This window comes from Faecalicoccus sp. LCP19S3_E2, assembly GCF_052121255.1.
Lineage (GTDB): Bacteria > Bacillota_I > Bacilli_A > Erysipelotrichales > Erysipelotrichaceae > Faecalicoccus.
The window spans coordinates 62,186-76,714 of the sequence record NZ_JBQKEP010000002.1 but is presented as its reverse complement, the minus strand read 5'-3'; the positions used below and the strand labels follow the sequence as shown (position 1 = coordinate 76,714).

The following is a 14,529-nucleotide window of genomic DNA, read 5'->3' as shown; positions in this document are numbered from 1 at the left end:
ATTCTAATATCACTTTTTATAAAGTTATTATGTTAAAGAAATTTTATATCTAATTTTCAATTATCCGCATAAATACTATACATTCAAGTATTTTAAGGTATAGAAAAACACTCATTTTACCACGATTGAATGAGCCTTGATATGACACAAAAAACAACATGGGAGATAGCACAAATATCTGTGTATCTCCCGTTTTTCATTCATGTAATATGATTACTTTACTCTGATTTCAAATTTCAAGATTGCTTTCATCATTTCTGTATGAATTTGACCTTTTAATTCTTCATCAACCTGCATAGTAATTTTACCACTTTCAGAGTGGTAAAACGGACGCAAGCATAATTTACAAATATAAGCGTCATAAAACTTCAAAATCTCTCTTATGGCAGTTTCATTTCCAGCAGACGCTTTACATATTACTTTTAATGTAGGGTAGCCATATTCTTTTTTCATTGTTTCAATTCCTTTCTTTCAATAATGTTTTTAATTTCTTCAATCCGTTACTTCTTCTGCGATAAATAGCAGAACGTGATACATGATATAATTCTGCAATTTCTTGGTCGCTCATGCTTTGAAAATAGCGTAATAGAATTACATCACGCTCTTTGCTTGATAACTTATATAAAGCAACAGCAAGTTTCTCGTTTGATATTTGAATTGTGAAATTCAAGACTTCAAAAGAAATATAATCACAAGAATATTTATCCTCAGTTACACATTCAAGATTTTTCGTATCTGATAGTTCATAGAATAAAACCTCACGCTTGGAACGTCTTGCAAACTGTCTATTTCTGCTTTTTACTGTGCATTTAATAACAGTTATCATCAAAGTATTAAACTGTATTCTTACGATATGCTCGAAAGAAGATGTGTTCATAATCTCACCCCCTTTCTGCATACGCCGAAATATATAAACGGGAATACCGCCTATACCTTTTGGTAATGTAAAAAAGAAAGCAAGAAAAAAGCCCGCACAAAACATATAGTCTGCACGAGCCTTCAAAATTTCCTTATATTCAGATGTTGATAATTGCCATATTAGACTGTTTAATAGTGTGCTTAAAACAATTTATGACAATATTCTTCGTTAATATTTTCATTATTAATTACCCATAATGAACAGGCGAATCCAATTAATGAAATTATTTTTTCACATAAATACCAAGAAAATTGAAACTGTCATTTCTTATTTTGACAATTACCTGTGGAATGTGGGTATTCAAATTTTCATTTAGTTTCTCCTTGAAATCAACGCATTATTTTTATTTTTTCTGTCAATTCAAGTATTTTTGCATGGATTGAATGGATTGTCTTTGAAAATTCATCATCATTTTTCCCTGTAGGGTCATTCAACCCCCAATCCTCTCTATATTTGCATGGTATTGTAGGACAATTCACATTGCACCCCATTGTAATCACAATATCTACCTGTGGTATTTCAGATAACAATTTAGAATATTGTGTTTTCTCCATATCTATCTGATACATTTCTTTCATTAGACGAACTGCATCTTGATTGATTTGTGGCTTTGTTTCCGTGCCTGCGGAATAACTATCAAAAACATTTGAAGAAAGATACTTGCCCAATGCCTCCGCAATTTGACTGCGACAAGAATTATGAACACAGACAAAGGCTACTTTAGGTTTTTTCATAAATGAATTACCAACCTTTCTTTGTTTTATTATTTGCTCAATAATGCTTTTACTTCGTCTACGGTCAATACTTTTCCATAGGATATTACTTCGCCATTAAACACCAATGCAGGTGTAGACATTACTCCATAACTAGCGATTTCTGCAAAATCTGTAATGTGTTCAATCTCATAATCTAATTGAAGGTCTGATATTGCTGTTCTAGTTGCTTTTTCCAATTCCATACATTTTGCACAGCCCGAACCTAATATTTTAATGCCTTGCTCTTCTTTCTTTTTTTCTGCATTTTGCATTGTTTCTGATGTGCAATTTCCACCACAACAACATGATTTTGTTTCTTTTTTCTTTCCAAATAATTTCATTTCTTATTCGCTCCTTTTAAATAAATAATGTACTAAAAATATTAAAGAGATAACCTACAATAATAATGCCAAACGTACAAATGGCAATAAAAAGGGTCAATAGTTTAGGCTTTACTGCCTTTTTCAGCATGATTAAAGACGGCAAACTCAATGTTGTTACAGCCATCATAAATGATAAAATTGTACCTAATTGTGCACCCTTTGAAAGTAATGCTTCTGCTACTGGAATTGTTCCAAAAATATCAGCATACATAGGAACTCCGACAAGAGTGGCTAAAATAACACCAAACGGGTTATTACTGCCCAAGATACTTTCAATCCATGTTTCAGGTATCCAGTTATGGATAAATGCTCCGATACCCACACCAATCAAAATGTATGGAAATACTTTCTTGAATGTTCCTACAACTTGTTCTTTTGCATATTGAACTCTATCCTTTTTGGTTAAAGTAGGAGAACTAATATCGACATTACTTGCATTTTTCACGAAATCTTCCACATATTTTTCCATGTGCATTTTTTCAATTAAAGTACCGCCAATTACAGCGATTATCAAGCCTACAATCACATAAGCAAAAGCAACTTTAGCCCCGAAAATACTCATTAGCAATACAAGACTTCCTAAGTCAACCATAGGCGAAGAAATCAAAAAGGAAAAAGTTACTCCTAACGGTAATCCTGCACTTGTAAAACCTATAAACAACGGGATAGAAGAACACGAGCAAAATGGTGTAACTGTTCCTAACAATGCGGATATGATATTTGCACCGATACCATGAAATCGCCCTAAAATTTTTTTACTTCGTTCGGGTGGAAAATAACTTTGAATATACGATATAAAGAAAATCAGTAAACATAACAAGATTGTGATTTTGATTACATCGTATAAAAAGAATTGAATACTTCCACCTAAACGACTGTTAATGTCTAGCCCTAGCAATGATAGCCCATTACCAATTAAGCCATTCAACCATTTCATACCTAATATTTGGTCTTGAAAAAATAGCCATATTGAATTTACTACTTCCAATAAAGTCCCTCCTTTACATGACATATCAATTTTTTTTGATGTGATAAAGTTTTATAAAAGCCACCTTTCGATGACCTTTATTTGCAACAATGTGATTGATTTTCAGTATTTGGTGTTGTTAATTCTAACAATCGTTTTGACGCATATTCACTTCCTTTTTTACTTAAACTATAATGCGTCCATTTTCCCTCTTGTCTTGCATTAACAATACCAGAGTCGCAAAGTATTTTCATGTGATAAGATAAAGCTGATTGTCCTATGTTCATGTTTTCAATCAGAACACACGCACATTTTTCCCCACTCTTTAAGTAGTCTAAAATAGTAAGCCTTTTTGTATCACAAAGAGCCTTAAAAATTTTTGCGTCTTTAGAAAAATCATTCATTATTATCACTCCTCACATCAAATAATTTTGATATATTTATCATAAGGCTTACAACATGATTTATCAACATGTTACATCAAAATATTTTGATGTATTATTCTTTCTTCCTCTTGATTACCCACTACAGAAAAGGAAAAGCCCTGTCAAGAGCTTGCCACCATTGGTGGTGCTTTGCACTCTTTACTGGGCTTTTTGTTTGCTGTATCTTCCATGCAAGAGGAAAAAGATTATTCGTCCTCATCATCAAAATGGTTATTCCTTAATACTTCCCGTAATAATTCCATATCTTCTTTTGAATTAGGGTTTATCATTTTTACCACTTGATAAGGTGTCCTATATTTATGTCCCTCTATGCTTTCCCCAAACATATCCATGCTGTATAAATAAACATATCCATGCTGTATAAATCATCATAGCGGTCTAACAGTTTTTGAAACTTCAAATGCTGGATAAATTCTTTGATTGGGTAAAGGTCGGACGCTTCAATGTTTGTTCCATTGATGTAGTCGGTAATATATTCCCGTAACTTTTCTAATTCATATTCCAGCCATTCTTCCTCGCTGTCAAAGAAGTTGTCATAATGTCCATGTTTTAATTCTGCATTTAGACGTTCTTCTGTTCTTAAAAACTGACAGACTTCTTTTTCGGACTGATTGACATATTTCCATTTCCCCGACAACAATTCATTGGGCGTAACGTAATTTAAATCCTTTTTTTTATCTTCCTAATAACTCTATAAAATGCCTGACTATTTGTTCTATTCTTGCTCTATTTTACATTTATCCACATTTTATGATGCATAGTAATACAAATGTAAAGTTTAATGTCTTAAAAAAATAGTGATTTCGAAAATCCCCAACGATCACTATTTCTATGATTATCTTTTATAAAACCATGCTTCAAATTTTGCCTGATTCTCTTTAGAGTGTCGAAAATCTATGACTTGTTTTTTCTGATTTCTATCTATATATTCCAGATGAATTCTGGTACTTCCATCATGAGTCATGGAAACTTTTGATGTAGTAAAGCCAATTAAGGAATCGATGGCATTGCGGTTAAAGATCAGTATCCCGGGCTTAAAGAAACAAAGCAGCCATTCTCTTTGATTCTCCGGTTTATTCATGTCCTTTCGTTCATCAAATTTTCTCTGGCTTATTCTTTCCTGCTGTCTTAAAAAACGAACTGAACGAATCCAGGGAAAAACTACACTTAAAACAAAAGTCAAGCACACGATGCCGGCAGGAAGAAAGATCGTGGTCTGCCAGCGATCCTTTTGAAAAACATACAGAATGACACCAAACACAAAGATCATCAAAAGGCAAACAAAAAGACTTCCTCGAACCGAAAGAAATAAAAGTTTGTTTTTAGAAAAGCGATAAGGCTCCTTGCTTTGTTCATACAGTGTACGTCGATCCATGTTATCTTCTCCTCTTCTTTGGTTTCATGATCAAAAATATGCCGGCAAAAATCAAAATACATCCTAAAATATTCGTTGCCAAAATCGGATCCTTTAAAAGAAACCAGCCGCAGAATAGTGATGTCAATGGTTCAAACAGACAAAACAAAGAAGCCATGCCAGAACCAATCAAGCGTGTACCTACCTGCAACAATAAAGTGCCCCCAATCGATAAAGCACTTAACGCAATCAAAGAAACGATAGCTAATCCGTTCACAGTGACAGAAAAGCTTCCTAGCACAATTCCGATTATGCCTAAAACGATCACTTCCATAATACAGGCATAAAAAGCCAACATAAAAGGATTTAAAGCTGCCAGGCCCTGCTTATCCAGAATCACCATATAGATGGCATAAGTCAAACCGGAAACAATGGCGATCAACATTCCGATTCCATTGTTCATATTGCCAAAATCAATAAAGAACAAAATGCCTAAAATGGATAGAATCAAGGCAATCCACTGAATCTTTGAAAAATGATTCTTATAGTAAAAGTATAGAATCAAAAATACAAAGATCGGATACATAAAATGCAGAGAGGTCGCATTCCCGGTCGGAATAAATAGATATGACGTGCTTAATAAAATCAGTGTTAGAACTTGAAAAAAGCTGTCCAACGCAATCGATGGCAGTATAGAAACATCAAGTTTTAATGGAACTTTTTTAATCTTGATCATACATGCCGAAAAAATCCCCAAGCCTAAGAACCGGAAGAAGCCAATGGCAATCACATCGTAATTCATAGAGAGGACGATCTTCGTAAATAAAGGCACCAATCCAAAACAGATAGCGCTGATAATCGATAATATCATTCCCTTTTTCATCGTTCCTATTATACCTCAAAAGTCTTTAAAGGTTGAATCGTTTTTTGATCTACATAACGTAGTGCAACCAGACTTAAAAAGGCACACAATATCTCTGTAATCACAAAGGAAAGCCAACAGATATTCAAGCCAAATATAGATGCGAAAACATAGGTAAGAGGAACCAGAACAACAAGTTGTCTTAGTAAAGTGATCCACAAGGAAGTATTCGGATGGCCCAAAGCCTGAAACACGGAGCCAAGCACCATGGAGATCCCCGCAAACACAAAACTAAACGATATGATGCGTAAGGCCGGTATCCCCATTTCCATCATCGACACATTGGCATCAAAAAGTAATAAAAGCTGCGATGGAAACATCTGAAAAATCAATGTTCCCACAGCCATGATCACAATGCTTAATCCCAAAGAAACACGGATGGCCTGTTGAATTCGTGTATATGATCTGGCACCATAGTTGTACGCTAAAATCGGTACCAGCGCATTGGTCATTCCTAAAACCGCCATAAAGATAAACTGCTGAAGCTTGTAGTAAATACTGAATACATTGACGGCCAATAAGGAAAAAGAAACTAAGATCTGATTCATAAAGACGGTCATAAAGCTCATGATAGACTGCATCAGAATGGCTGGAAATCCAATTTTATAAATTTGTTTTAATATAGAAAAATCCAGAGAAAAGGATCGGATATGAATTTGGATGGATCGCGTCTTTTTTTGAACGATCCAAATCCCTAACAGCATCGCAATGATCTGTCCCAAGACTGTCGCAAGAGCGGCACCGGCAACACCCATGGTCGGAATACCGAAATAGCCGAAGATAAAGATTGGATCAAGAACGATATTCACTATAGCACCAATTCCCTGCATGATCATATTATATACAGGTTGACCGCTGGCCTGTAGAATGCGCTCATACGTAATCTGAATAAAAATACCAAAAGAAAGCGTAGTACAAATCTGCAAATATACAACACCCATGTCGATCACATTTTCCTGTCCGGAAAACAACATTAAAAACGGACGAGCCAATAAAAATCCCAGCACAACAAATAGAAGCCAGTTGACAAGGGCAATCATCAAACCATGTAAAACAACCTGATTGGCTTTATCTGTATTTCTTTCACCCAGACATCTTGATAATAAGGTATTAAATCCAACACCGGTTCCACAGGCAATCGCAATCATGATCGCCTGAACCGGATAACACAAGGATACGGCTGCTAAGGCATCCTGCGATAAACGAGCCACAAACATACTGTCAACGATGTTGTATAAAGCCTGCACCAGCATAGAGATCATAATTGGCAAGGACATCGTGATCATCAGCTTTGGCATCGGCATAGTTCCCATTTTATTTTCCATTAAAATCCCTCCAAGCACTTAAAAAAGGACCCCCGGGGTCCTTGTCACTTCGATAGTTTCCAATGTTTTATACAAAGTGGATTCATGGTATGGGGTACCATGTTCCTGCCTACTATACCATAAAATAAAATAGATGTATAGGAGGCAAATACATTGACGTTCTATTCTATTCTTTCTATAATCTATAAGAATTTTTAAAAGGAGAAAAGCACATGAAAGTCTTACCAAAAACACTGCTTCTTTTAGCAGGTATCGTATGGTGTATTGCCGGTGGAAATGTGACTTGGATCGGAATCCAAAGCTATGCAGACAATCTGAACATTCTTCATCTTCTGGGATCGAGCCTTGTTTTTGTTTTCTTTTTGTGGATGTTTTCCAAAATCGTACAGAAACATTCACTTAGAATTCAAGGATATACATCTAAACAACCCTTTTATTTCTTCTTTGATCGACCATCTTTTATCATGATGGCCTTTATGATGAGCATGGGGATCATCCTTCGTGTTTTTCACCTTGTCTCCTTTGAATTCATTGCGGTTTTTTATACCGGATTAGGTTTGGCATTATGCCTGGCCGGTTTACAGTTTATCCATCATTTTTACACACAACTAAATAGGAGGTTTTTATGAAAAAGTACATTACATTATCAATTCTCTATGCAGTATTGGCTATGGCTGCCGGTATCTTCTATCGAGAATTTACGAAGTTCTTTCATTTTACACAATACACAACTTTATCTACGGTTCACGTTCACTTATTTGCACTAGGCATGATCTTTGTATTACTGATTGGCTTATATCGTGACAAACTGGATTTGAAACAAAACAAACTCTATACGACCAGTTTTCTTGTCTATAATGTCTTTTTGCTCTTTATGGCTCTTATGTTGCTTATCAAAGGCATTCTACAAGTCAGTGGTTCTTCCATACCGATGCTTTTAGTGATTGGAAGTGGTATCAGCCATACAGGTTTAGGTATTTCGATGATTCTTGTACTTCTTTCGCTTTTAAAAGCCTCCAAACAAAATTCATAAAAAAAAGGGAGTCAAAATGGTATATCCCATGTCTACTTGACTGGGGATATATCAAAATGACTCCCAAACGTTATCTTATTTAAATAATTCTTTGCGATTATAGGCTTTCTGCCAGTTCATTGTAAATTCACCTACGGCAATCGTTGTAGCCGGATGATTGATCATATTGAACAATACATCACATGGTACAGTTACAGCCGGAATTCCCGCTTTGATCAATTCATGAACCTGATACGTATTTTTAAAGCTTGCCGCAACAACCTTTGCCGGCATATTATGAATGCGCAACATCTCGATTAAATCTTTTGTCGTTTCTACACCATCACCATAGTTACACATACGATTGACATAAGGTGCCAGATAATCCGCACCGTTGGCAGCCGCAATGAAAGCCTGCTCTGCCGTATAAATGGCTGTTGCCAAAGTGTGAATACCTAACTTTTTACATTCCTTGATAGCTTTTAAACCATCATGTGTAACCGGAATCTTTACATACATATTCTTAGGACGAAGCTGGGAAATTTTCTTGGCTTCTTCCATGATACCTTCATAATCCGTCTTTACGACCTGGATAAACAATTTCTGATCTTCATCCAAAATACCGATCAAATCTTGAATGACTTCCGTTGCTTCTCTTCCTGATTTTGTCAAAATAGTAGGATTTGTCGTTACTCCTGCTATTGTGCATAGTTCTTTTAGCGCTTTAATTTGTGCCACATCTGCCGAATCAATAATTAGTTCCATAATAAGCCTCCTCAAGCATATTTAATATACCAATATTTTTATTGATTGTCTATAATTTTTTATTGTTTTTTATTGTTTATAAAAAAGACAGACTTTTTTAAAATCTGTCTTTTGATCACTCTATTTGTTTAGAAAGCTTCTTTTCCTTTAGTGTATGTCATTTCTACACTGTAATCATCATTTAAAACAACTAAGTCGGCATCTTTTCCAGCCTGAATGCTTCCTTTACGATCATCCACACCTAACATGCGAGCCGGGTTGATCGTACAAGAATTAATGGCGGTTTGCCATGGAACCAATGCCTTTTCCACAAGGATACCCAATCCTTTGTTTACGTTCAAGGTAGAACCGGCCAATCCTTTTGTCGATGTCAAGTGCGCACTTCCATCTTCATACAATTCAATTTCATTACCACCAAACAATGTTTTTGTTCCGGCTGGTAAACCTTTGACCATCAGTGAATCGGTGATCATAACGGAATAATTGGCTCCTTTCGCTGTAAAGAAATCATTTAACGCATCATAGGTGGAATGATTGCCATCACAGATAATTTCACCATATACATCACGGAATCTAAAGGCAGCTCCTACCAGTCCTGGATCACGATGATGGAACTTGGTCATACCGTTATATACATGCGTCATACTTTTGGCACCATGAGCGATGGCCATACGAGCCTGTTTGTAAGTGGCTCCTGAATGGCCCTGACTAACAACAATGTCATGATCCACACAGAATTTAGTCAATACATAGTTTTCATCGTGTTCACAAGCCATAGTGATGATCTTGATCAAATGATCACTGGCTTCATAATACCGTTTGAACTGTTCCACATCCGGTTTTACACAATATTGTTCCGGCTGTGCTCCCTTATAGACCTGATCCAAATACGGTCCTTCAAAGTGGATACCTAAAATTTCTGCACCTTCATAGCCTTCTTTAACGACCTTGGCAACATTTTTGACAGCCTTTGTCAAGACTTCTTCGCTCTGTGTGATCGTTGTCGGCAAGATACCGGTCACACCTTCTTTGACGATGTTTTTCATCCAGTTTCGCAAGCCTTCTTCTTCAGCATCGTTGGTATCAAAACCATAGGCACCATGTGTATGTACATCAATAAATCCCGGTACAATTCGTTTGTCTCCGTAATCTTTATCGACTGGTTTGGTTTCATAAGGATAGATATTCGCGATTTTTCCATCCTCTACTTCGATCTGTGCATCGATCCAGTTATTCAATACCCAGACTCTTTTACTTTGTATGATCATAGAACAATCCCTCTTTTCTATATGCTTATTATACCTTGTAACCCCCTGATTTTCCTCTGTAACGCCTTATACTTTTTAAGAAACTTTTTGCACAAAAAAGAGACTTTTCTAGAAAGTCCCCTGTTGATTTCGAATATAGTTCAACGCTCCACCGGCCATGATCATATCTAAGTCCTCATTGGTACAATCACAATGTACTTTAAAGCGTTTATCCTGTGTCACATCATAAACCTCAAGAGTTCGATCCTGATATAAATCATGAATGTGATCCAGGATCAAATCATCCATATCTTCGATCGATTCATAATCTTCTGGATCTTCAAATGTGAGTGGAAGAATTCCAAAATTGATCAGATTCGCCTTATGAATACGGGCAAATGAACAACAAATCACCGCTTTGATACCTAAATACATCGGTGCTAAAGCGGCGTGTTCCCGACTGGATCCCTGCCCATAATTTTCTTTGGCAACGATAATACCGCCATGATTTTCTTTGCAGACTTGATCAAAGTGTTCTTTGTTGTTTTCAAAGACAAAAGTGGAAAGCTTTTCAATATTCGAACGATATGGTAATACCTTGGCACCTGCCGGTGCAATATGATCAGTCGTGATATTGTTTCCCAGTTTGATGACAACTTTCTTTTCAAGTTGATCCGGCATCGGTGTATTGACCGGGATCGGTTTGATATTCGGCCCGCGTACGATTTCAACCGACTCCAGATCCTTGCTTGGTGCATAGATCAAAGAATCATCGATAATGACCGGTTCTTTTTCAAACTGATCCTCATATTCCAGCTTGGAAGGATCACTGATGACACCCTGGATGGCGCTGGCAGCCGCCACTTCCGGGGATACTAAATAAATACCGGCCGATAACGTACCGGATCGACCGTAAAAGTTACGATTGAAAGTACGTAGCGAGATTCCATCGCTTTTTGGACTTTGTCCCATACCGATACAAGGCCCGCAGGCACTCTCCAGAATACGTGCGCCGGCATGAATAAATGTGGCCAAAGCACCACTTTCGATCAGCTTCAATAAAACCTGACGAGAACCAGGTGATACGACTAACGAAACATTAGGGGCAATGGTTTTCCCTTTTAAAATGGCAGCAGCTTTCATCATATCCTCATAACCAGAGTTTGTACAAGAACCGATGGCTACCTGATCAACTTTCGTTCCTTCTAACTCCTGAATCGTTTTGATCGCATCCGGAGAATTCGGACAGGCTGCCAAGGGAACCAAAGTATCTAAATGGATTTCCACCACTTCATCATAGGTAGCTCCCGGATCCGCCTTGAGTTCGACATAATCTTTTTCCCTTCCCTGACGCTTTAAGAATTCGCGTGTGATCTCATCGCTTGGAAAAATAGAAGTCGTGGCTCCTAATTCTGCGCCCATATTGGTAATCGTAGCTCTTTGATAGACACTTAAATGCTCCAGGGCATCCCCGGTATATTCAAAGATACGTCCGACACCACCTTTTACACTTAACTTGCGTAGCAGCTCCAAAATAATATCTTTACTGGAAACACCATGATTCAAACGCCCATGCAGACGAACCTCGACGATTTCAGGCATCGTTAATCGATAAGGAATGCCTGCCATTGCTTTGGCAACATCCAGACCACCGGCTCCAATCGCCAGACAGCCAATAGCGGAACTGGTCGGTGTATGTGAATCACTTCCGATCAGTGTTTTGCCCGGTTTGGCAAAACGCTCTAAATGAACCTGGTGACAAATTCCATTTCCTGCCTTGGAAAAATAAATGCCATATTTACTGGCTGCCGATTGCAGATAGGCATGATCATCGGCATTCATATAACCACTTTGCAGGGTATTGTGGTCAACATAACTGACCGAAAGCTCTGTCTTGACCTGCTTGACACCCATGGCCTCAAACTGCATATAAGCCATCGTTCCGGTCGCATCCTGTGTCAAAGTCTGATCGATCTTGATGGAAATCGGCTCTCCTTTGACCATCTTCCCAGAAACCAAATGCGTTTTTAATAGCTTTTGTGTTAGATTTTCCATAACATTCTCCTCATTTAGTGATTATTATAACAAATTATGAAAATAAATGAAAGAATATGCTATAATACATGAAAATAAATGAAAGGAATTGTATATGATCAATTTACAAGCACTGTATAAAGAATATGAAGACGACAACCATATTGATTCTTCTCTTTATGCCAAGTATCGAGTCAAGTCCGGTCTTCGTAATGAAAACGGAACCGGTGTCAAAGTCGGACTAACCAAGATCAGTGATGTTGTCGGTTACGAATACAGCAACGGAAACAAGATCCATATCGATGGTCGCCTGATCTATCGAGGCTATGATATCGATGATCTGGTTGCTATTCGAAAAGATACACCGTTCGGATTTGAACTTAGCGCCTTCCTGCTGATATTTGGAAAACTGCCTACCCATCGACAGCTTTTGGACTTTCATAAAGAACTGATTAAAATGGCCGATGCACACAATGTCGATATTCACTATCAGACATCCAATCTGCTCAATGCCATTCAAATTGAAGTTCTAAAGCTCTATGGGGAAGATGTAGATCCAGATTCCGATACATTGGAAGAAAGAATGTTAAAAGGAATGTATATCCTTGCCAGTATGCCTTTATTGATGTTGAGCCATTATAAAAAGAAAAGGATCACGCACTATCCTTTACCCGATAAAGGCATAGCGGAAAATGTACTTTGTATCATCCGACAAAATACACATTACACACAAAAGGAAGCTTCTCTTTTAGACATTCTCTTTATGTTACATGCCGATCACGGTGGTGGAAACAACTCTACTTTTACCAATGTGGTCATGTCCAGTACCGGTACCGATATCTACTCCTGTATCAGCGCCGCCTTAGGATCTTTAAAAGGCCCACGTCATGGTGGAGCTAACATAAAAACCAGTGCCATGTTTGATGCTATCTTTGATGAAATTGGCACGACGACCAATCAAAAGGTTCTTCGTAAGATCGCCAAAAGACTTCTAGACCATGATTTTTTTGACAATGCCGGTTTAATCTACGGCATCGGACATGCGATCTATACCAAGAGTGATCCTCGTTGCCAGGTCATCAAAAAAGCTTGTAAAGAATTGGCACAGGAAAAAGGAGAGTTAGAAAAATACAACTGCTTATGTGCCTTTGAAAAAGCCGCTCTTTATCAAATGCGTAAACAAAAACATATTGAAACGTGTGCCAATGTCGACTTTTATTCCGGTTTTGCCTATTCCATGTTAGGAATTGATAAAGCCTTATACACTCCTTTATTTGGTATGGCCAGAACGGCCGGCTGGGTGGCCCACCACCTGGAAAATCGACAAAACAATCGAAAATTGATTCGTCCGGCAAATGTCTATGTCGGAAAAAGAAAGGAAGATTAGATGCAGACAATTACTGTTTTTAGAGGTGACGGAATCGGACCGGAAATCACCGATGCTGTCTTAGAGATATTGGATGCCGCCGGCGCCCAATTTAATTACGAGATCTTTGATGTAGGAGAAGCCGTATATCAAAAAACCGGTGAATTCATTCCTCAAAAAGGTCTTGATTCTTTTGATAAAACGAAGGTATTGTTGAAATCACCGATCACTACACCGATTGGCAAAGGATTTCGTTCTTTAAACGTGACTCTTCGAAACAAATATGATCTATGGGCTAATATTCGCCCTGCCAAGTCCAACCCATGTCTGGATACCTTGTTTAAAGATATCGATATCGTCACATTCCGTGAAAACACCGAAGATCTTTATGTGGGAAAGGAAGAGGTCATCGATGATAATACGGTCATTGCCTTTAAAATCATCACAAAAAAGGCAAGCAAGCGAATCATCAAATCTGCCTTTGAATATGCCATTACACATAACCGTAAAAAAGTAACCTGTGTGCATAAAGCCAATATTTTAAAAAAGACAGATGGTCTGTTCCTTTCTATTTTTGAAGAAATTGCCAAGGACTATCCACAAATTGAAGCCAATGCTTTGATTGTTGATAACACATGTATGCAGTTAGTCATGCATCCGCAGCAATTCGATGTGATGGTCATGCCAAATCTGTATGGTGATATCATCAGTGATTTAACCAGTGGCTTGATTGGTGGCTTAGGCCTTTTACCAAGCTGTAATAAAGGAGATACGCATGCCATGTATGAAGCCGTTCACGGCAGCGCTCCTGATATTGCCGGCAAAGGCATCGCCAATCCTACAGCCTTACTTTTAAGCAGCTGTATGATGTTAGAAGACCTCGGCCAACAAAAAACGGCTATTGCGATCCGAAAAGCCGTAGATAAAGTATTTGCCGATAAAACTTGTCTGACACCCGATTTAGGCGGGAATGCCAGCACAAAACGGTTTGTACAATCAATCATAGATCACTTAAAAAAAGATGAAGGCTAAAA

The 14,529-nt window shown here is 37.6% G+C and carries 16 protein-coding genes and 1 pseudogene; 4 read left to right on the top strand and 13 right to left on the bottom strand.

Features of this window, described 5'->3' with window-relative positions; genetic code table 11:
* Window positions 1–213: 213 nt before the first annotated feature.
* From ACTQX6_RS02120 to ACTQX6_RS02075, 10 genes and pseudogenes are all read right to left on the bottom strand, one after another.
* The gene (locus tag ACTQX6_RS02120) at window positions 214–453 is read right to left on the bottom strand and encodes a helix-turn-helix domain-containing protein (protein ID WP_002405676.1); all 240 of its coding nucleotides are present in this window, start codon (window positions 451–453) and stop codon (window positions 214–216) included.
* A 4-nt stretch (window positions 454–457) separates the two neighbouring features.
* Window positions 458–1,003, bottom strand: a complete 546-nt coding sequence (locus ACTQX6_RS02115; protein WP_441657297.1) for a sigma-70 family RNA polymerase sigma factor — start codon at window positions 1,001–1,003, stop codon at window positions 458–460.
* A gap of 245 nt (window positions 1,004–1,248) precedes the next feature.
* On the bottom strand, window positions 1,249–1,653 hold the full coding sequence (locus tag ACTQX6_RS02110; protein WP_093989385.1) for an arsenate reductase ArsC: 405 nt from the start codon (window positions 1,651–1,653) through the stop codon (window positions 1,249–1,251).
* 29 nt (window positions 1,654–1,682) lie between these two features.
* On the bottom strand, window positions 1,683–2,015 hold the full coding sequence (locus tag ACTQX6_RS02105; RefSeq protein ID WP_294686987.1) for a thioredoxin family protein: 333 nt from the start codon (window positions 2,013–2,015) through the stop codon (window positions 1,683–1,685).
* 16 nt (window positions 2,016–2,031) lie between these two features.
* Window positions 2,032–3,069 (bottom strand): permease, encoded by a 1,038-nt coding sequence (locus ACTQX6_RS02100; RefSeq protein ID WP_167697729.1) that lies wholly within the window; start codon window positions 3,067–3,069, stop codon window positions 2,032–2,034.
* Between the two features lie 53 nt (window positions 3,070–3,122).
* Window positions 3,123–3,428: an ArsR/SmtB family transcription factor gene (locus ACTQX6_RS02095; protein WP_167697730.1), complete on the bottom strand. Its 306-nt coding sequence runs from the start codon at window positions 3,426–3,428 to the stop codon at window positions 3,123–3,125.
* Window positions 3,429–3,655: 227 nt separating this feature from the next.
* A pseudogene (locus tag ACTQX6_RS02090) lies at window positions 3,656–4,125 on the bottom strand (helix-turn-helix domain-containing protein); the annotation flags it as partial.
* A gap of 180 nt (window positions 4,126–4,305) precedes the next feature.
* A complete protein-coding gene (locus ACTQX6_RS02085; protein WP_294688877.1) occupies window positions 4,306–4,845 on the bottom strand; it encodes a hypothetical protein in 540 nt (179 codons plus the stop codon).
* Window position 4,846: 1 nt separating this feature from the next.
* The gene (locus ACTQX6_RS02080; protein WP_320863339.1) at window positions 4,847–5,707 is read right to left on the bottom strand and encodes a DMT family transporter; all 861 of its coding nucleotides are present in this window, start codon (window positions 5,705–5,707) and stop codon (window positions 4,847–4,849) included.
* An 8-nt stretch (window positions 5,708–5,715) separates the two neighbouring features.
* Window positions 5,716–7,071 (bottom strand): MATE family efflux transporter, encoded by a 1,356-nt coding sequence (locus ACTQX6_RS02075; RefSeq protein WP_441657298.1) that lies wholly within the window; start codon window positions 7,069–7,071, stop codon window positions 5,716–5,718.
* Window positions 7,072–7,283: 212 nt separating this feature from the next.
* Between ACTQX6_RS02075 and ACTQX6_RS02070 the strand changes: the two genes are divergently transcribed.
* Together ACTQX6_RS02070 and ACTQX6_RS02065 are read left to right on the top strand one after the other, a co-directional pair.
* Window positions 7,284–7,700 (top strand): hypothetical protein, encoded by a 417-nt coding sequence (locus ACTQX6_RS02070; RefSeq protein ID WP_294688881.1) that lies wholly within the window; start codon window positions 7,284–7,286, stop codon window positions 7,698–7,700.
* Window positions 7,697–8,104 (top strand): DUF2871 family protein, encoded by a 408-nt coding sequence (locus ACTQX6_RS02065; RefSeq protein ID WP_117446379.1) that lies wholly within the window; start codon window positions 7,697–7,699, stop codon window positions 8,102–8,104. Before ACTQX6_RS02070 ends, ACTQX6_RS02065 begins: the two co-directional genes overlap by 4 nt.
* A 75-nt stretch (window positions 8,105–8,179) precedes the next feature.
* Here ACTQX6_RS02065 and ACTQX6_RS02060 read toward each other — a convergent pair whose 3' ends face one another.
* The 3 genes from ACTQX6_RS02060 to ACTQX6_RS02050 form a co-directional block, all read right to left on the bottom strand.
* Window positions 8,180–8,848, bottom strand: a complete 669-nt coding sequence (locus ACTQX6_RS02060; protein ID WP_294688882.1) for a transaldolase family protein — start codon at window positions 8,846–8,848, stop codon at window positions 8,180–8,182.
* A gap of 128 nt (window positions 8,849–8,976) precedes the next feature.
* Window positions 8,977–10,116 carry an N-acetylglucosamine-6-phosphate deacetylase gene (gene nagA, locus ACTQX6_RS02055; protein WP_022790646.1) on the bottom strand — a complete coding sequence of 380 codons (1,140 nt, stop codon included), beginning with the start codon at window positions 10,114–10,116 and terminating at the stop codon, window positions 8,977–8,979.
* 108 nt (window positions 10,117–10,224) lie between these two features.
* A complete protein-coding gene (locus tag ACTQX6_RS02050) occupies window positions 10,225–12,150 on the bottom strand; it encodes an aconitate hydratase (RefSeq protein WP_294688883.1) in 1,926 nt (641 codons plus the stop codon).
* A gap of 94 nt (window positions 12,151–12,244) precedes the next feature.
* Between ACTQX6_RS02050 and ACTQX6_RS02045 the strand changes: the two genes are divergently transcribed.
* Window positions 12,245–13,516, top strand: coding sequence for a citrate synthase (locus tag ACTQX6_RS02045; protein WP_294688884.1), 1,272 nt, complete (start codon window positions 12,245–12,247; stop codon window positions 13,514–13,516).
* The gene (locus ACTQX6_RS02040; RefSeq protein WP_294688885.1) at window positions 13,517–14,527 is read left to right on the top strand and encodes an isocitrate/isopropylmalate dehydrogenase family protein; all 1,011 of its coding nucleotides are present in this window, start codon (window positions 13,517–13,519) and stop codon (window positions 14,525–14,527) included.
* Window positions 14,528–14,529 lie beyond the last annotated feature (2 nt).